This window comes from Falsirhodobacter algicola (assembly GCF_018279165.1).
GTDB lineage: Bacteria > Pseudomonadota > Alphaproteobacteria > Rhodobacterales > Rhodobacteraceae > Falsirhodobacter > Falsirhodobacter algicola.
The window spans coordinates 2118388-2135640 of sequence record NZ_CP047289.1; the positions used below are offsets into that span (position 1 = coordinate 2118388).

Here is a 17253-nt window from a genome sequence, read left to right on the forward strand (position 1 = left end):
GAAGTGTCCGCTTCGCCCGCTCACGAGATAATGCGCGGGGATCAGCCGGCGTCGCGGTAGCTGACGGCCTTGGTGTCGTGTCCGGGGGCCGTTTTCTCGCGCCGCAGGATCAGCCGGTTCAGCGCGTTCACATAGGCGCGGGTGGAGGCGACGACCGTGTCGGTATCGGCGGCATGGCCGGTGGCGATCTTGCCGTCCTCCTCCAGACGGACGGTGACGGTGGCCTGCGCATCCGTCCCTTCGGTGATCGCATGGACCTGATAGAGCGCCAGCGTCGCCCGGTGATCCACCAGCGCGTTCACCGCGTTGAAGGCCGCATCCACCGGCCCGTCGCCCGTGGCTTCGGCCGTGGTCTCGGTGCCGTTCACGCTCAACGTCAGTTGGGCCTCCTGCGGGCCTTCGGTGCCGCAGACGACGCGCAGACGGCGCACCTGCAACCCGTCATAGGCGGCCTGCGTGTCGCTGTCCTGCATCAGGGCCAGCAGATCCTCGTCGTAGATCTCCTTCTTGCGGTCGGCCAGGGCCTTGAAGCGCACGAAGATGTCGGCCAGCTGGTTGTCCGCCACCTCGAAGCCCAGATCCTTCAGCTTGGCGCGCAGGGCCGCGCGGCCCGAATGCTTGCCCATCACCAACGAGGTTTCGGTCAGGCCGACATCCGCCGGGCGCATGATCTCGAACGTCTCGGCGTTCTTCAGCATGCCGTCCTGATGGATGCCCGATTCATGGGCAAAGGCGTTCTTGCCGACGATGGCCTTGTTGAACTGCACGGCAAAGCCCGACACGGTGGCGACCTTGCGGCTGATCGCCGTCAGCTTGCGGGTATCGACGCCGGTGGTGAAGGGCATGATGTCGTTGCGCACCTTCAGCGCCATCACGACCTCTTCCAGCGGGGTGTTGCCCGCGCGTTCGCCGAGGCCGTTGATCGTGCATTCGATCTGCCGCGCCCCGGCCTCCACCGCCGCGAGGCTGTTGGCCGTCGCCATGCCCAGATCGTCATGGCAATGGGTCGCGAAGATGATCTCGTCGGCACCGGGCACGCGCTCCAGCAGCATGCGGATCAGGGCGGCGGATTCGCGCGGCGCGGTATAGCCGACGGTGTCGGGGATGTTGATCGTGGTCGCCCCGGCCTTGATCGCGATCTCCACCACGCGGCAGAGGTAGTCATGCTCGGTCCGGGTGGCGTCCATGGGCGACCATTGCACATCGGCGCACAGGTTGCGCGCATGGGTCACGGTGTCGTGGATCCGCTCGGCCATCTGGTCCTGATCGAGGTTCGGGATAGCACGGTGCAGCGGCGAGGTGCCGATGAAGGTGTGGATGCGCGGGCGGGCGGCGTGCTTCACCGCCTCCCAGCAGCGGTCGATGTCGCGGATATTGGCGCGCGACAGCCCGCAGATCACCGAATTGCGCGAATTGCGGGCGATGGCCGACACCGCCTCGAAATCGCCGATGGAGGCGATGGGAAAACCCGCCTCGATGATGTCCACGCCCATCTCGTCCAGCATGGCGGCGATTTCCAGCTTTTCGGCATGGGTCATCGTCGCGCCGGGGGATTGTTCGCCGTCGCGCAGGGTGGTGTCGAAAATGAATACTTTGTCTTGCATGTGCTTCTTCCTTGCTTCGCGTGGGGGCGGGCGCTGGTCACCTCTGAGCGGTCGCGCCCGGGGGCACGCTCAGAGGCGCGTAAGAAGAAGCAGGCCGCGGGTGCGGATGCGGGCGGAGCCCCGCCGGATGATATGTTGGTCCCGTGCCATATCCCGGACTATAGACAGCGCGAACCGCGTGGCAACCGTAAATAAAGGGCAGGAAATCTGCCCTATAGCCATTTCCGGCGGCGGAACCACAGATAGGGCAGCAGCGCCGAAACGGCCATCGCCCCCAAGGCGATCGGGTAGCCGTATTGCCAGCCGAGCTCCGGCATGTCGCGGAAGTTCATGCCATAGACGGTGCCGACCAAGGTGGGCGGCAGGAACAGCGCGGCGGCGACCGACAGCGCCTTGATGATCTGGTTCTGCTCCACCCCGATCAGGCCGATGGTGGCGGCGTGCAGGAAGGTCAGTTCCTGTTCGGTCTGCGCCTCGTAGGCCGAGAGGGATTTCACGTCGCGCTCGATCGCCTTCAGCCGTGCCGCCCCCTTGGAGGACAGGCGCGCGACGTTCGGCGCGGGTTCGTCCTCGGTCTTGGCGGCCTTGCCCGATGTCGCATCGCGCAGGAAGGGCAGCAGCCGGTCGAAGGACAGAAGGCTTTCGCGCAGGATCGACAGGGTGCGATTCTGTCGGCCCAGCCGCTGCACCAGCCGCTTCAGATCCTGTTCCTGCGGTTCGGCGGCATCCTCGAAGAACACCATGTCCGAGATGGTGTTCAGATCGGCCGACACCTGTTCCAGCACATCGGCGATCCGCTCGACGAATGCCTCTAGGATGGTGGCCATCAGGCGCGGGGCGGTGTCCGATTCCCCCGGATTGCGGGCCACGCGCGCGGCGATGGTGCGCAGCGGCACCGGATTGGCGTGGCGCACGGTGATCAGCACCTGCGGCAGCAGCACGAAGGTCACCTGCGCGCGGCGGGGGCGGCCATCGGCCATGCCCTCGATCACGGCCACCGTCATCACGAGGGCGCGCCCGTCCACATAGAGGCGCGAGCTGTCCTCGATTTCGGTCATCTCGGCGCGGGTGGGAACGGCGATGCCGACCCGCTCGGCGATCAGGCGTTCCTCCCAGCGGGTGGGATTGCACAGGTCGATCCAGAGCGCGGGTGCCCCCGCCTCGGGCACCCCTTCGGCGCTGCAGAGCGCGCCATCCGTCAGGCTGTGGTATTCGATCATGCCGTCAGGCTTGCCCGCGCGCCGGGGCGTGGGCAAGTGGAAAGATCAGCCCTCGGGGGTGATGCGCACGATGGTGGAGGGGCCGCCCCGTTCCTCGGTCACGGCATAGATCGCGCCTTCGGGGCCGACGCGCACATCGCGCACCCGCGCCTCCAGCGGGAAGCTTTCCTCGTAGAGCACGCGCTCCCCCTCCATATGCAGCACGCGCACATCCCGCGTCACGAGGCCGCCGACGAGGATCGCCCCGTCCAGATCGGCAAAGAGATCGCCGTCGTAGAAGGCCATCCCCGACGGCGCGATCACCGGATCCCAATAATAGAGGGGCTGCTGCGTGCCCGCGCGCTGCGTGATGCCATCGCCCACCGGATCGCCGGAATATTCGATGCCATAGGTCACTTCGGGCCAGCCGTAGTTCAGCCCCGCCTCGGGGCGGTTCAGTTCGTCCCCGCCCTTGGGGCCGTGCTCGATCATCCAGAAACGCCCGTCGGGGCCGAGCGCGGCCGACTGGGTATTGCGATGCCCAAGGCTCCAGATCTCGGGCATGGCGCCGTCTTCGCTGACGAAGGGATTGCCCTCGGCGGGGGTGCCATCGGCGTTGATGCGGATGACCTTGCCGAAATGGGTGGTCAGATCCTGCGCCAGCACGCGCGGTTCGTCATCCGAACGCTCGCCCACCGTCAGCCAGATCACGTCGTCGGGGGCCACGACGATGCGCGAGCCGAAATGCTTGTCGCCGTCATAGGTGGGCTGCTGGCTGAAGATCGTCTCCACATCCTCCAGCCGGGCGGTGCCGCCGTCCTCCACCAGACGGGCCTTGGCAAGGGCGGTGCCGTTGCCATCCGCCCGCGGTTCGGAGAAGGAGAAGAAGATCGTGCCGGTCTGCGCGAAATCGTTGCCAACCGCGATGTCCAGAAGACCGCCCTGACCGCGGGTGTCCACCTCGGGCATCCCCTCCAGTGCCGGGCCGGGCACGCCGTCGGTCAGGATGTGGATCGCGCCTTCCTTGGCGGTGACGATCATGCGCCCGTCCGGCAGGAACTCCATCGCCCACAGATGCGGCAGCCCTTCGGCCACGGTTTCCATCGCGGCGCGGGTGGGCTCGGGCGGCTGCGGTGCGCGGGTCTGCCCCTCGAAGGCGGGAACCTGATCGGCGCCGTTCGGGTCCTGCCGGTCGATGGGCGGCCGTGGGTCCTGCGCAAGGGCCGGCAGGCCAAGGCAGAGGGCGAGGGCGGTCGTGACGGACAGGCGGTGCATGATGATCCTCCGGTTCGGTGCTCCGAAGGATCATAGCGCGGGGGCAGGGGTGGGGGCGGCGCGGATTGTCGCAGCCCCCCGGTGGATCAGCGGGCCGGGGGCTGGCCGTCCGTCCAGATGCCGCTGACGGTTTGGCCGTTGGCATAGGTCATCGTGCCCTGACCGTTCGGCTGATTGCCCGCGAAGCTGCCTTCGTAGAGATCGCCCGTGGGATAGGTCAGCACCCCGTCGCCCGAGAATTCGCCGCCCTTCCAGCCGCCGTCATAGCTGAAGCCATCGGGGCGGGTCAGTTCGCCTTGACCCTCGCGCTCCCCCCCCACGAAATCGCCGGTATAGACGGTGCCGTCGGGGAAGGTGGCGGTGCCCTGACCGTTGCGCTCTCCGTTCGACCATGCGCCCTCGTAGCGGTAGCCGTCGGGGCGGATCAGCGTGCCTTGTCCGTCATAGCGCCCTGCGGCAAAGCCGCCCTCGTAGGTGGTGCCATCGGCCTGCGCGACCTTGCCCGTGCCCTCCATGGCGCCGCCCTTCCAGCCGCCCTCGTAGCTGCCGCCATCGGCATAGGTCAGGCGGCCCTGACCGTCAGGCTGCCCCTCGGCCCAAGTTCCGTCATAGACCGAGCCGTCGGGATAGGTGGCGGTGCCGGTGCCCTGCATCCGCCCGTTCGCCCATGCCCCATCATAGCGGTAGCCGTCGGGGCGGGTCAGGACGCCATGCCCCTCGCGGCGGTCCTCGATGAACTCCCCCTCGTAGATCTCGCCGCTGGCATAGCTGGCGCGGCCGGTGCCGTGGCGCTTGCCCGCAAGGAACTCCCCCTCGTAGCGATCGCCATTGGGCTGGGTCAGCGTGCCGTGCCCCTCGATCCGGCCGTCCACCCAATCCCCGTCATAGCTCATGCCGTCGGCGGTGGTCAGCGTGCCGTGCCCGGACGGCGCGCCCGCCGCCAGCGTCCCCTCATAGGTGGAGCCGTTGGCATAGGTGATGGTGCCTTGGCCCGATTTCTGCCCCGCGACCCAGTCGCCGTCATAGGCATAGCCGTCCGGCGCCTCGATCCGGCCCTTGCCGTCGGGCTGGCCATCCTTGAACGCGCCGACATAGCGGGTGCCGTCGGCATAGACGGCCTCGCCCTCGCCGGTGCGCTGCCCGCCCGTCCATGCCCCGTCATAGGTAGAACCGTCGGCGAAGGTGATCCGGCCGCGCCCCTCGGGCTGACCGGCGACGAACTGCCCGACATAGACCGACCCGTTGGGATAGCGCGCCGTGCCTTCGCCCTCGATCGTGCCTGCCGTCCATGTGCCGGTATATTCGAAGCCGTTCGGCATCCGGTAGGTGCCCTGACCCTGCTGCAGGCCATTCTCGAACGCGCCTTCGTAGACGGAGCCGTCATCGTACTGCTTCGTCTGGATGTCCTGTGCGGCGGCCGAAAGGGCGAACCCTGCCGTCAGGGCGGTGGCGATCCAGATCTGTCGGGCCATGCGGGATTCCTCTGCGTGTCGCGCCAAACCTTAGTGAATCGCTCGGCTTGCGGCAAGCGGAGGCGCGAGGGTGCGGCGGCGCACAGCCGGCCCGCGCATATGCGCAGTTGGTGCAGACGCCGCCGCGCGCTAGGATATGCGCCATCCCTAGAAGCAGGAGCGCTGCATGACCCGGCTCGCCATCGTCTATTATTCCACCTACGGCACCAATTACCGCATGGCCGAGATCGCCGCCGCCGCCGCCCGTGACGCGGGCGCGGAGGTCCGCCTTCTGAAGGTGGCCGAAACCGCCCCCGAGGCGGTGATCGCCACCCAAGACGCGTGGAAGGCGCAGATCGACCGGACCGCCCATATCCCCGTCGCCACCCCCGAGGATATGGAGTGGGCCAATGCCTTCCTCTTTTCCACCCCGACGCGTTTCGCCGGTGCGGCCAGCCAGATCCGCGCCTTCATCGACACGCTGGGCGGCATGTGGGCGCAGGGCAAGCTGGCCAAACCCGCCAGCGTCATGACCTCCACCCAGTCGCCCCATGGCGGGCAGGAAACGACGATCATGTCGATGTACACGACGCTGATCCACTGGGGCGCGATCCTCGTGCCGCCGGGATACACCGATGCGTCGATCCAAAAGACCGGCGGCAACCCCTATGGCTATTCCCACACCCAAGGGACCGAGTTCACCGCCGACGTGGAGGCCGCGATCGGCCATCAGGCCCGCCGGCTCGTGACCGTGGCGGCGCGGCTGAAGGGCTGAGCCGTCCGCGCGGGGCTGCGGCCCCGCGCTTCGCTCTGGACCGTCGCGGGCGCTGCCCCTATAAGCGGCGCCATGAGATATCCGCACCCCATACGTCGAATTAGCGGCCCGGCGAGCTGACCGCCAGCGGCCCGCCGGGATGATCCTGCACGGCATTTCCCCTGCCACGACGATATGAGGATACGCTCCATGAGCGAGACCACCGCCCCCGCGCCCGATTACCGCGACACCGTCTTTTTGCCCGAAACCGACTTCCCCATGCGCGCGGGCCTGCCGCTGCGCGAACCGGAATGGCTGGAACGCTGGGAACGCATCGGCATCTATGACCGCCTGCGCGAAAAGACGGGCCGCACGCCCTTCACGTTGCATGACGGCCCTCCCTATGCCAACGGGCACCTGCATATCGGTCACGCGCTGAACAAGACGATCAAGGACATGATCGTCCGCTCGCATCAGATGATGGGGCATGACGCGCGCTACGTTCCCGGCTGGGATTGTCACGGCCTTCCGATCGAATGGAAGATCGAGGAGCAGTACCGCGCCAAGGGTCTGGACAAGGACGAGGTGGACATCGTCGCCTTCCGTCAGGAATGCCGCCGCTTTGCCGAAGGCTGGGTGGACATCCAGCGCGAGGAGTTCAAGCGCCTCGGGATCACGGGCAACTGGGCCGATCCCTACCTGACCATGGACTTCCACGCCGAGGCGGTGATCGCGGATGAGTTCATGAAGTTCCTGATGAACGGCACGCTCTATCAGGGGTCCAAGCCCGTGATGTGGTCGCCGGTGGAAAAGACCGCCCTCGCCGAGGCGGAAGTGGAGTATCACGACCATACCAGTCACACGATCTGGGTGCGTTTCGCCCACCGGGTGGCCGAAGGCGCGGCCTCGATCGTGATCTGGACGACGACGCCGTGGACGATCCCGCAGAACCGCGCCGTGGCCTACAACCCGGCCATCGCCTACGGCCTCTATCGCACCGACGAGGCCGAGGGCAAACCGTCCGAACTGCTGATCCTTGCCGATGCGCTGGCCGAAGGCGTGCTGACGCAGGCCAAGGTGACGGGCACGCGCCTGCGCGACGTGCCGACGACCGAGTTCGAGGGCGTGACGCTGGCCCATCCCTATCGCGGGATCGAGGGCGGAGAGGGCGAGTGGGACTTCGACGTTCCCATGCTGCCGGGCGATCATGTCACCGACGAGGCGGGGACGGGCTTCGTGCACACCGCGCCCAGCCATGGCGATGACGACTATCAGCTGGGGCTGAAGTTCGGCCTGCCCATGACCTACAACGTGGAGCCGGATGGCAGCTACCGCGCCGATCTGCCGCTCTTCGGCGGGCAGCACATCATCACCGCCGACGGCAAGGATGGCCCGGCCAACGTCGCCAACATCAAGGCGCTGGCCGGGGCGGGGGCGCTTCTGGCCAAGGGCAAGGTGAAACACTCCTACCCGCATTCGTGGCGGTCCAAGGCGCCGCTGATCTTCCGCAACACGCCGCAATGGTTCGCGGGGATCGACCGGCCGCTCGATGACGGTCTGGGCGCGCATGGCGACACGATCCGCAGCCGGGCGCTCGCCTCGATCGAGCGGCTGGTGACGTTCACGCCGGTATCCGGCCAGAACCGTCTGCGCTCGATGATGGAAACGCGGCCCGACTGGGTGCTCTCGCGCCAGCGGGCTTGGGGCGTGCCGCTGACCTGCTTCGTGAAGAAGGGAGCCAAGCCGGACGATGCGGGCTTCTTGCTGCGCGACGCCGAGGTGAATGCCCGCATCGTCGCCGCCTTCGAGGCCGAGGGCGCCGATGTGTGGTACCGCGACGGCTTCAAGGAAGAGGTTCTGGGCGACCGCGCCGCCGAGTACGAGCAGATCTTCGACGTGCTGGACGTGTGGTTCGATTCCGGATCGACCCATGCCTTCGTGCTGCGCGACCGCGCCGACGGCACCGAGGACGGCATCGCCGATGTCTATATGGAAGGCACCGACCAGCATCGCGGCTGGTTCCATTCCTCGATGCTGCAAGGGTGCGGCACGATCGGGCGCGCGCCCTATCGCAACGTCGTCACGCATGGCTTCACCTTGGATGAGAAGGGCATGAAGATGTCCAAATCCCTCGGCAACACCGTGGTGCCCGAGGCGGTGGTGAAGGAATACGGCGCGGACATCCTGCGTCTGTGGGTGGCGCAGGCCGATTACACCGCCGATCAGCGCATCGGCAAAGAGATCCTGAAGGGCACCGCCGACAGCTACCGCCGCTTGCGCAACACGCTGCGCTTCCTTCTGGGCGCGCTGAAGGACTTCTCCGAGGCGGAGCGGGTGGACGCGGCCGAGATGCCGGAGCTGGAACGCTGGGTTCTGCACCGCATCGCCGAACTCGATGCCGAGGTGCGGGCGGGCTATGCCGCGTTCGATTTCCAAGGCGTGTTCCAGAAGCTCTTCACCTTCTGCACGACGGATCTCTCGGCGGTCTATTTCGACATCCGCAAGGACGCGCTCTATTGCGACGCGCCGGATGCGCTGCGCCGCCGCGCGTCGCGCACGGTGCTCGATCTCGTGTTCCACCGGCTGGTGACGTGGCTGGCGCCGATCCTCGTGTTCACGACCGAGGATGTCTGGCTCTCGCGCTTCCCGGGCGAGGAGTCGTCGGTGCATCTGCGCGACATGCCTGAAACGCCCGCAGGCTGGGCGGATGCGGCGCTGGCCGGTAAATGGCAGGCGATCCGTTCGGCCCGCCGCGTGGTGACGGCCGCGCTGGAGGTGCAGCGCAGCGCCAAGGTCATCGGGGCCAGCCTCGAGGCCGCGCCCGTGGTGCATGTGGCCGATGCGCGCCTTCTGGCCGCGCTGCAATCGGTGGATATGGCGGAGATCTGCATCACCTCGGGCCTGTCGCTGACGGGCGCGCCCGCCCCGGCCGAGGCCTTCACGCTTGCGGATGTTCCGGGCGTCGCCGTCGTCTTCCAAGAGGCGGAGGGCGAGAAATGCGCCCGCTGCTGGCAGATCCTGCCCGATGTCGGCACGCATTCCCATCCGCAAACCTGCGCCCGCTGCGACGCGGCGCTGGGCTGACGACAGACGGCGAAGGCGCCCCGCGCCTTCGCCCCGCCGCCCTCAGGCTTCGGCCCGACCGCGCGGCGGCACCAATTGCTGCGCGATCCCCGCCAGAAGCAGGTAGATCGAGGTGCCGACGAGGCCCCAATGCGCCCAGCTTTGCGGATCGAAGCGCACCCAAGCCGCCCATCCGGCAAAGACCGTCCACAGGATCGCCACCGGCAGGGACACCGTCCGCCACCGCTTCGTGCGCACCGGATGGATGAACTTCAGGTTCGTGAACATCGCCGCCGTCAGCGCCAGCGACACGACGAGGATCACCGTCTCGTTCGGGCGGATCGCGAACAGCACCAGCACGACCATGTTCCAGCAGCCCGGAAAGCCGGCAAAGGAATAGTCCTTCGTCTTCATCCGCGTATCGGCGAAATACACCACCGATCCATAGGTGATGGCGATGATGGTCAGCCAGCCTTCCCAGCCCGACAGCAGCCCCGACTGGAACAGCGCGAAGGCCGGGATGAACACATAGGTCAGATAGTCGATGATGAGGTCCATCAGCACCCCGTCATAGGACGGCCAGTTGCGATCGACCTGATAGCGGCGGGCCAGCGGGCCGTCGATTCCATCGACGATCAGCGCAACCACCAGCCACAGGAACATGACGGCCCACCGCCCTTCGACGGCGGCCAGCATGGCCAGCATCGAAAGGACCGCGCCCGTGGCGGTAAGCAGGTGGACGAACAGGGCTTTGAGGCGAAGATTCATGGCGGGGATCATGGACGTTCGCACCGCCCGGCGCAACTGGATCAGGCGCGGGGATGGGCGCGCGAATAGACATCCATCAGCCGCGCGGCATCGACGCTGGTATAGGTCTGCGTGGAGGACAGCGAGGCATGGCCCAGCAGCGTCTGGATCGTGCGCAGATCGCCGCCCTTGTCCAGAAGGTGCGTCGCGAAGGAGTGCCGGAAGGCATGGGGCGTCGCCGAAGCCGGCAAGCCCAGCCGCCGCCGCGCCTCGGCGACGGTGCGGGCCACCTGCGCGGACCCGAGCCGCCCGCCCTTGGCCCCCCGGAACAGCGGCCCCTCGGACAGATCCCACGGGCAAAGGCGGGCATAGCGGGCCACCGCCTCGCGGGTGATGGGCAGGGTGGGGATCAGCCGCTCCTTGCCACCCTTGCCGCGAATGCGCAGCACCTCGGGCAAAGGCAGCGCGTCGGCATCGAGGCCAAGCGCCTCGGAAATGCGCAGCCCGCAGCCATAGAGCAGCGTCACGACCGCCTGATCGCGGGCGGCGATCCATTCCTCGGGGTGATAGGCCACCTCGTTCAGCATGGCGCGGGCGGCGTCTTCGGCCAAGGGGCGGGGCAGGGTGCGCCGATAGCGCGGGCTGCGGGCCGACAAGACGACCGTGGCATCGCCGCCCTCCCGCTCGGCCAGCCAATCGGTGAAGGTCTTCACCGCCGTCAGCCGCCGCGCAAGCGAGCGCGAGGACAGCCCCGCCGCCCGCTCCGCCGCCATCCAAGAACGGATGTCGGTCTGCGCCACCTGCACCAGCGCCGCAAGGCCGTAGCCCTCGCCGCGGTGGCGGGCGAGGAAGTCGAGCCAGCGCGACACATCCGCCCCATAGGCCGTCACCGTCGCGGGCGAGCGGCCCTGCACCGAGGCCAGATGCGACAGCCAGCGTTCCAGCGCATCGCGCGCGGCGGGCGGGATCGCAAGGCTCATGACAGCCAGCGGCGCATCACCCGCTCGAACACGCCGGTGAGGAAGGTCAGGAGGTCGGTACCGTGCCCCGTGCGGAACTGGTCGGGATCCTGCGAGCCGAAGGCCAGCATCCCCGGACGCCGCCCCGCGCCCAGATCGAGGAGCAGCAGCGCCTCGGACCGGACCCAGGCCGTGCGGTCGCCATAGATCGTCTCCACCCCGCCGGCGGCGCGGCGCAGGATCACCGGCCCCTCGCGGCCCGCATAATCGGTGATGAATCCCGACGGCACGGCGCAGAGCACATCGTCGAACCGATCGAGGGCGGGGTCCTGCTCCTCCTCGCCGGTTTCGAGGACGAGGCGAACGGTGTCCACGCGCAGCGTCTCGCGGATGTCGCCCTCCAGCCCCTCCAGCAAAGCGGGGAAGGTCGGCGCATCGAGGATCTGCAGGATCGTGCGGTGGATCTGCGCCGTACCCGCCACGTTCTCGTAGGCGGCGGCGATGACGTGGCGATGCGTGTCTTCCAACGCGTCGAGCCGCGTTTCCAGACGTTCCATCGCCGCGCCGCGCAGATCGACGACGTTGCCGCCGCGCCGCGTATCCCCCGCCCGGATCAGCGCGCGCATGACGTCGTGATCCTCCAGCACCAGTTCGGGCTGCGACAGGATCCTGTCGCGCCAGTCGGTCGGTCCGTTGTTGGACTGCATCCCGCTCTCGTTCATTGTGGCCATGGGCACTATATCCGCGTGCGTGCGGCAGGCAACGCCCCGGTCGCGGATATGGACAAAGCGCGGCTTTCGTGAAACAGGTCGCCCGGCCCGAGCTCGGAGATTTCCCATGACCGTCGTCACCCGCTTCGCCCCTTCGCCCACCGGTTACATCCATGTCGGCAACCTGCGCACGGCGCTGATGAACTGGATGATCGCGCGCAAGGCGGGCGGTACCTTCATCCTGCGGCTCGACGATACCGATCAGGAACGCTCCAAGCAGGAATATGTCGACGCGCTGAAGGAAGACCTCGAATGGCTGGGCCTGACATGGGACCGCGAGGAACGTCAGTCGGCCCGTCTGGAACGCTATGCCGAGGCGGCGGATCAACTGCGCGCGGCCGGTCGTTTCTACGAATGCTTCGAAAGCCCGACCGAACTGGATCTGAAGCGCAAGAAGCAGCTGAACATGGGCCGCCCGCCGGTCTATGACCGCGCCGCCCTGCGCCTGACCGAGGACGAGAAGGCCCGCCTGCGCGCCGAGCGCGGCGGCTACTGGCGCTTTGAGTTGGATCAGAGCCGGATCGAATGGACGGACGGCATCCTCGGCGACATCTCGATCGACGCGGCCTCGGTCTCGGACCCGGTGCTGATCCGGCAGGACGGGCAGGTGCTCTATACCTTCGCTTCTTCGGTGGACGATATCGACATGGGGGTCAGCTTCATCGTGCGCGGGGCGGACCATGTCACCAACACGGCGACGCAGATCCAGATCATGCAATCCATGGGCGGCACCCCGCCCGGATTCGCGCACCATTCGCTGCTGACCGGCCCGCAGGGCGAGGCGCTGTCCAAGCGCCTCGGCACGCTGTCGCTGCGCGATCTGCGCGCCCGGGGGGTGGAGCCGATGGCCCTGCTGTCGCTGATGGCGCGGCTCGGCTCGTCGCGCCCGGTGGAACTGGTGCGGACCCACGAAGAGCTGATCGCGGGCTTCGAGATCGAGAGCTTCGGCGCGGCCCCGACCAAGTTCGACGCCGAGGATCTTTTCCCGCTGACCAAGCACTGGGTGCAGGGGCTGGATTTCACGGCGGTCGAGGCACGGATCGCCGCGCTCGGCGTTCCCGAGGCGCTGCGCACGCCGTTCTGGACGGTGGCGCGCGACAACATCACCGTGCTGGACGATCTGGAGGGGTGGTGGACGCTGTTCCGCGACGGCGCCGAACCGCAGATCGACCCGGAGGATGCCGATTTCGTGCGCGAGGCGCTGGCCCTGCTGCCCGAAGGCCCGTTCACCAAGGACACTTGGGGGGAATGGACGGCGGCGGTGAAGGGTGCGACGGGCCGCAAGGGCAAGGGCCTCTTCATGCCGCTGCGCAAGGCGCTGACGGGGCAGGCGCACGGGCCGGACATGGCCGATGTCATGCCCCTCCTGCAACGCATCCGCGCCGTCGAATGAGCGCAAGGTGCCGGGCGAAGGCCCGGCGCCGCTAGGCCTTGCGGCCGGGGTGGATTTCGTAATCGGTATCGCCGAAGACGACGCTGCCGGGCATCAGCGGATCGATGGAGCCGATCCGCGGATTGAGGAAGTTCAGACAGGCCCGCACATCGGTCTGGTCCACGCCCTTCATCCAAGATGGATCGAGATCCCACCATTTCACCTCCAGCAGGTTCTGGCAGATCTCTTCGTCGAACCGCATGCGGATCAGCCGTGCTGGACTGCCGGCGACGATGCTGTAGGGGGGCACGTCCTTGGTGACGACCGACCGCGCCGCGACGATCGAGCCGTGCCCGATCTTTACGCCGCCCTTGATCAGCACATCGCGCCCGATCCAGACATCGCATCCGATATCGACCTGCCGGCTGAGGAGGCGGCGGCTGGATCGGGGCACGTCGTAGAATCCGTCATCTCCCTGCGCCCAGCCATAGGATTTCAGGAAGACCGAGGATGTCCCGAGCGAGTCGAGGGGATGCTCCGGCGGGGCGCATACGAAATTGGCGCCCACCGCCGCGAACCGCCCGATGGAGACGGGGCCCGCAGAGGCCCCGGTCCTCATGATCGAGAATGCGCCCATGTACCGGACATGTTCCAGCGAGGAGGACGAGAAGCACTGCGCCTCAAAGCGCGTACCGCTCCTGACGCGTATGACCCGCTTCTTCCATGTGCCTTCGGTCTCGATCTTGAGTTTGCGCCGAAGGGTGTCCCAAGTGCTGATTCTCAGATCCATCGAATGCTTTCTTGTCTGATTGCGATGACGCCTTCCGGTCCCGGCGGACGGGGCCCATCAGGGGCAGACGCTAGCCGCAAGCGTAGCAGCCCAAACAGTGCCCGGAAAGTATAAACGGCGACTACCTAAGGATAAATTCATCCTAGAGTTGTGCGACAAGTGCGATATAGACCTGCGGAATCCGCCGCGTAAGGGCGTCCGCCGGGGGTGGTGTCGGGCCGCCCCGCGCCTGCGGGGCAGCCCGTGGAACGGATCAGTTCCGCGACAGCAGCGATTGCGGGCGGGCGCGGGCCAGCGTCTGGGTGATGCCGGCGGCCAGCACGGCCTTCAGCAGATCGCCCGGCAGGAAGACGGCCATGCTCAGCGCGATGGTCGGCAGGGCGGTCGATTGCGGGGCCAGAAGCCACAGACCGACGATCCCGAAGGGATAGAGGACGAGGATGCAGCCGATCACGCTGGCGCAGAAGGCCGTCAGACCCACGCCGCCGCGCCAGCGGCCCATGATCCAGCCCGTGACCATCGCCGCCACCGGCCAGCCCCAGATGAACCCCGCCGAGGGGCCGACGAAGGGCGCGAGCCCGCCGCGTCCACCGGCCAGAATCGGCAGGCCCATCGCCGCCACGAGCATATAGAGCCCGACCGCCAGCGCCCCGCGCTTCGGCCCCAGCACCGTACCGCACAGCATGATCCCCAGCGATTGGGCCGTGATCGGCACGCCCATCGGCAGGTGGATCTGCGGCATCATGGCCAGCGCCGCGATCAATGCGGCAAACAGCGCGATCAGAGAAAGATTCCGTTCCATCGTCCCCTCCATTTATGGAGGCGTTATGACATGCCGCCGCGCGCGCGCAAGGCCTCCGCCACATGGTCGGCATCGTCCAGCGTTCCGAGAAGAACCGCCGGCACCGTGCGCCAGCCGGGGCGGGACGGGCTGCGGGCGCGCCACGCATCGCGGGCTGCCGCATGGCGCGCCGCCGCGACCGGGATGAAGCGGATCATCAGCGCAATCGCCAGCGCCAACGCCTTGGGCGGCAGCACCGGCGCCAGCGGGCGCGCCAGCCGCGTGACGAGCGCGATCATCGCATCGAGCCGCGTCGTCATCGTCACAAGGTTCGCCGCCCCCACCGCCGCAAGGATGCGCAGGATCAGGACGGCTCCGGCCTCCGGGGCGCGCAGAACGAGGTGCCATGCCGCCAGCACGAGGATCAGCGGCAAAAGCGGGCGCATCACCCGCGCGCCCTCGGCCATGAAGGCCCGCCCGCCTGCGGCATAACCGCCCGCGACCCCCGCCAGCAGCAGCGCCAGCGGCAGCGGCCGTTCCAGCGCCAGCACCCCCGCCGTCAGCACCACCAGCGCCACGAGCTTCGGCGCGGGCGGGATGCGGTGCCATGGCGTGCGGATGGGGGAGGTGAGGGCGATCATGCGCGGGCCAGCCGCTCCATCTCGGCCACGAAATCGGGCAGCACGGCGGCCGGGGGGCCATCGGCGCGGATCGCCCCGCCTTCGAGCCACAGCACACGCTCGCACCCTTCGACGGAGGCGGGGTCGTGGGTGATGGTGATCAGCCGCTGCGGCAGATCGGCAAGGCGCCGCCGAAGGCGCAGGCGGGTCGGCAGGTCCAGCGCGGCGAAGGGTTCGTCTAGCAGGATCGTCTGCGGGGCCATCAGCAGGATCGACAGCAGGCACAGATACTGCTTCTGCCCCTGCGACAGGGTGGAGACCGGGCGATCCGCCCAATCCGCCCGCCCCTCGGCGGCCAGTGCGGCGCGGGCGGTCTCTTCGGCGTCGGGGCGGCCCATCTGGCGCAGCCCGAAGGACAATTCCTCGATCACCGTCGGGAAGATGATCTGATGGTCGGAATTCTGGAACAGGATCCCGATCGCGCCGAGCATGGCGCGGCGATCGGCGGGGTCCGCGCCCTCCACCTGCACGGTGCCGGCGCTTGCGGGCTGAAGCCCGGCCAGAAGGCGCAGCAGCGTCGTCTTGCCCGCGCCATTGCGGCCAAGGACGGCAATGCGCCGTTCCGTCAGATGCAGGGTCAGCGGCTGCAGCAGCCTGTGCCCCTGCACCGTCACCTCTGCACCCTGAAGCACGATTCCATCCATGCCGCCTGATGCCGCGTTTCCCGCGCCTAATCAAGTTAAGCGCACATTAACCGTTTTGCCGGCAAGACGGGGGCATGATCGACATTCTGCGCCTGATCCGTTCCCGCCGCGTCGGGGCCGTCACCTTCCACCGGCTTCTGGCCGAACACGGCAGCGCGCGCGCCGCGTTGGAGGCGTTGCCGGAGGCCGCCCGCGCCTCGGGGGTGGAGCGGTACGAGATTTGCCCCGAAGGGGTCGCGATGGCCGAATTGCAGCGGGGCAAGGCGGCGGGGGCGCGGCTGATCTGCTGGGGCGATGCGGCCTATCCGCCGGCGCTGGCGGCGATCGCGGATGCGCCGCCGGTGCTGTGGATGCGGGGCGATGCCGATCTGCTGGCGCGGCCGATGGTGGCGGTGGTGGGGGCGCGCAACGCCTCCAGCCTCGGGGTGCGGATGGCGCGCAAGCTGGCCTTTGCCTTGGCCGAGGCGGGGCAGGTCGTCGCCTCGGGGCTGGCGCGCGGCATCGACACCGCCGCCCACGAGGCCGCGCTGGAGGGCGGCACCTTGGCGGTTCTGGCGGGCGGGGTCGATGTGCCCTATCCGCCCGAGAATGCCGCCCTTGCCGAGCGCATCGCCGAGCAGGGCTGCCTGCTGAGCGAGCAGCCCCCCGGCACCCAGCCGCAGGCGCGCCATTTCCCGCTGCGCAATCGCATCGTCTCGGGCCTGTCGCATGCGGTGGTGGTGGTGGAGGCGGCGGCGCGGTCCGGTAGCCTCATCACGGCGCGCGAAGCGTTGGAGCAGGGGCGCGAGGTCTTTGCCGTGCCGGGCCATCCGTTCGATGCACGGGCGGCGGGCTGCAACCAACTGATCCGCGAAGGGGCGGTGCTGCTGACGCAGGCGGCCGAACTTCTGGCCGCCACCGGGCAACCGGCGGTCAATTTCGGGGCCCGGGTGCGGCGCGCCGCACCCCCGCCGCCGCCCGCCGCCGCCCCGCCGCGCATCCCGGCGGAGGGGCTGGAGGCGGCGATCCTCGACCGCCTCGGCCCCGCGCCCTTGGCCGAGGATCAACTGATCCGCGACCTTGGCCTCAGCGCCGCATCGCTGGCCCCGGCGCTTTTGTCGCTGGAGCTGGAGGGGCGGGTCGAACGGCAGTCCGGGGGCATGCTCTGCCGCGCCCCTCATTGAC

14 protein-coding genes and 1 pseudogene are annotated in these 17253 nt (G+C 68.2%); 4 read left to right on the forward strand and 11 right to left on the reverse strand.

Annotation, left to right across the window (positions count from 1 at the left end; all coding sequences use genetic code 11):
- Nucleotides 1-41: 41 nt before the first annotated feature.
- From GR316_RS10675 to GR316_RS10690, 4 genes are all read right to left on the reverse strand, one after another.
- Entirely contained in the window at nt 42-1604 is a 1563-nt protein-coding gene (locus GR316_RS10675; RefSeq protein WP_211783897.1) for a 2-isopropylmalate synthase, read from the reverse strand.
- A 212-nt stretch (nt 1605-1816) separates the two neighbouring features.
- Nucleotides 1817-2824, reverse strand: coding sequence for a magnesium transporter CorA family protein (locus GR316_RS10680; protein ID WP_211783898.1), 1008 nt, complete (start codon nt 2822-2824; stop codon nt 1817-1819).
- 45 nt (nt 2825-2869) lie between these two features.
- The gene (locus GR316_RS10685) at nt 2870-4078 is read right to left on the reverse strand and encodes a PQQ-dependent sugar dehydrogenase (protein WP_211783899.1); all 1209 of its coding nucleotides are present in this window, start codon (nt 4076-4078) and stop codon (nt 2870-2872) included.
- An 86-nt stretch (nt 4079-4164) separates the two neighbouring features.
- Nucleotides 4165-5550 (reverse strand): MORN repeat-containing protein, encoded by a 1386-nt coding sequence (locus tag GR316_RS10690; RefSeq protein WP_211783900.1) that lies wholly within the window; start codon nt 5548-5550, stop codon nt 4165-4167.
- A gap of 166 nt (nt 5551-5716) precedes the next feature.
- Here GR316_RS10690 and wrbA point away from each other — a divergent pair, with 166 nt between their 5' ends.
- Nucleotides 5717-6304, forward strand: coding sequence for an NAD(P)H:quinone oxidoreductase (gene wrbA, locus GR316_RS10695; RefSeq protein WP_211783901.1), 588 nt, complete (start codon nt 5717-5719; stop codon nt 6302-6304).
- Between the two features lie 189 nt (nt 6305-6493).
- On the forward strand, nt 6494-9367 hold the full coding sequence (ileS, locus tag GR316_RS10700; RefSeq protein WP_211783902.1) for an isoleucine--tRNA ligase: 2874 nt from the start codon (nt 6494-6496) through the stop codon (nt 9365-9367).
- Nucleotides 9368-9409: 42 nt separating this feature from the next.
- Here the strand turns inward: ileS and GR316_RS10705 are convergent, their stop codons facing one another.
- The 3 genes from GR316_RS10705 to GR316_RS10715 are packed head-to-tail and all read right to left on the reverse strand — an operon-like array spanning nt 9410 to nt 11783.
- Complete coding sequence (locus GR316_RS10705; protein WP_211783903.1) at nt 9410-10114, reverse strand: CDP-alcohol phosphatidyltransferase family protein; 705 nt, start codon at nt 10112-10114, stop codon at nt 9410-9412.
- Between the two features lie 41 nt (nt 10115-10155).
- Nucleotides 10156-11073, reverse strand: coding sequence for a tyrosine recombinase XerC (locus tag GR316_RS10710; protein ID WP_211783904.1), 918 nt, complete (start codon nt 11071-11073; stop codon nt 10156-10158).
- A complete protein-coding gene (locus GR316_RS10715; RefSeq protein WP_249218768.1) occupies nt 11070-11783 on the reverse strand; it encodes a DUF484 family protein in 714 nt (237 codons plus the stop codon). The genes GR316_RS10710 and GR316_RS10715 overlap by 4 nt, the downstream gene beginning before the upstream one ends.
- A 106-nt stretch (nt 11784-11889) precedes the next feature.
- On the opposite strand from GR316_RS10715, the gene gltX reads away from it, so the two are divergent.
- Nucleotides 11890-13215 carry a glutamate--tRNA ligase gene (gltX, locus tag GR316_RS10720; protein WP_211783905.1) on the forward strand — a complete coding sequence of 442 codons (1326 nt, stop codon included), beginning with the start codon at nt 11890-11892 and terminating at the stop codon, nt 13213-13215.
- 181 nt (nt 13216-13396) lie between these two features.
- Here gltX and GR316_RS13965 read toward each other — a convergent pair.
- The 4 genes and pseudogenes from GR316_RS13965 to GR316_RS10740 all read right to left on the reverse strand — a co-directional run.
- Nucleotides 13397-13606, reverse strand: a pseudogene (locus GR316_RS13965) (CatB-related O-acetyltransferase); the annotation flags it as partial.
- A gap of 631 nt (nt 13607-14237) precedes the next feature.
- The gene (locus tag GR316_RS10730; RefSeq protein ID WP_211783907.1) at nt 14238-14786 is read right to left on the reverse strand and encodes a biotin transporter BioY; all 549 of its coding nucleotides are present in this window, start codon (nt 14784-14786) and stop codon (nt 14238-14240) included.
- Between the two features lie 23 nt (nt 14787-14809).
- Nucleotides 14810-15406 (reverse strand): CbiQ family ECF transporter T component, encoded by a 597-nt coding sequence (locus tag GR316_RS10735; protein ID WP_211783908.1) that lies wholly within the window; start codon nt 15404-15406, stop codon nt 14810-14812.
- On the reverse strand, nt 15403-16089 hold the full coding sequence (locus tag GR316_RS10740; protein WP_211783909.1) for an energy-coupling factor ABC transporter ATP-binding protein: 687 nt from the start codon (nt 16087-16089) through the stop codon (nt 15403-15405). The genes GR316_RS10735 and GR316_RS10740 overlap by 4 nt, the downstream gene beginning before the upstream one ends.
- Nucleotides 16090-16163: 74 nt before the next feature.
- On the opposite strand from GR316_RS10740, the gene dprA reads away from it, so the two are divergent.
- Entirely contained in the window at nt 16164-17252 is a 1089-nt protein-coding gene (dprA, locus tag GR316_RS10745) for a DNA-processing protein DprA (protein ID WP_211783910.1), read from the forward strand.
- Nucleotide 17253 lies beyond the last annotated feature (1 nt).

What these genes read in the sequence shown, in the direction of transcription:
- dprA (WP_211783910.1), top strand. Translation starts at nt 16,164, where the DNA reads ATGATCGACATTCTGCGCCTGATCCGTTCCCGCCGCGTCGGGGCCGTC.
- GR316_RS10715 (WP_249218768.1), bottom strand. Translation starts at nt 11,783, where the DNA reads ATGGCCACAATGAACGAGAGCGGGATGCAGTCCAACAACGGACCGACC.
- GR316_RS10730 (WP_211783907.1), bottom strand. Translation starts at nt 14,786, where the DNA reads ATGGAACGGAATCTTTCTCTGATCGCGCTGTTTGCCGCATTGATCGCG.
- GR316_RS10685 (WP_211783899.1), bottom strand. Translation starts at nt 4,078, where the DNA reads ATGCACCGCCTGTCCGTCACGACCGCCCTCGCCCTCTGCCTTGGCCTG.
- GR316_RS10705 (WP_211783903.1), bottom strand. Translation starts at nt 10,114, where the DNA reads ATGAATCTTCGCCTCAAAGCCCTGTTCGTCCACCTGCTTACCGCCACG.
- GR316_RS10690 (WP_211783900.1), bottom strand. Translation starts at nt 5,550, where the DNA reads ATGGCCCGACAGATCTGGATCGCCACCGCCCTGACGGCAGGGTTCGCC.
- GR316_RS10680 (WP_211783898.1), bottom strand. Translation starts at nt 2,824, where the DNA reads ATGATCGAATACCACAGCCTGACGGATGGCGCGCTCTGCAGCGCCGAA.
- GR316_RS10675 (WP_211783897.1), bottom strand. Translation starts at nt 1,604, where the DNA reads ATGCAAGACAAAGTATTCATTTTCGACACCACCCTGCGCGACGGCGAA.
- ileS (WP_211783902.1), top strand. Translation starts at nt 6,494, where the DNA reads ATGAGCGAGACCACCGCCCCCGCGCCCGATTACCGCGACACCGTCTTT.
- GR316_RS10710 (WP_211783904.1), bottom strand. Translation starts at nt 11,073, where the DNA reads ATGAGCCTTGCGATCCCGCCCGCCGCGCGCGATGCGCTGGAACGCTGG.
- wrbA (WP_211783901.1), top strand. Translation starts at nt 5,717, where the DNA reads ATGACCCGGCTCGCCATCGTCTATTATTCCACCTACGGCACCAATTAC.
- GR316_RS10740 (WP_211783909.1), bottom strand. Translation starts at nt 16,089, where the DNA reads ATGGATGGAATCGTGCTTCAGGGTGCAGAGGTGACGGTGCAGGGGCAC.
- gltX (WP_211783905.1), top strand. Translation starts at nt 11,890, where the DNA reads ATGACCGTCGTCACCCGCTTCGCCCCTTCGCCCACCGGTTACATCCAT.
- GR316_RS10735 (WP_211783908.1), bottom strand. Translation starts at nt 15,406, where the DNA reads ATGATCGCCCTCACCTCCCCCATCCGCACGCCATGGCACCGCATCCCG.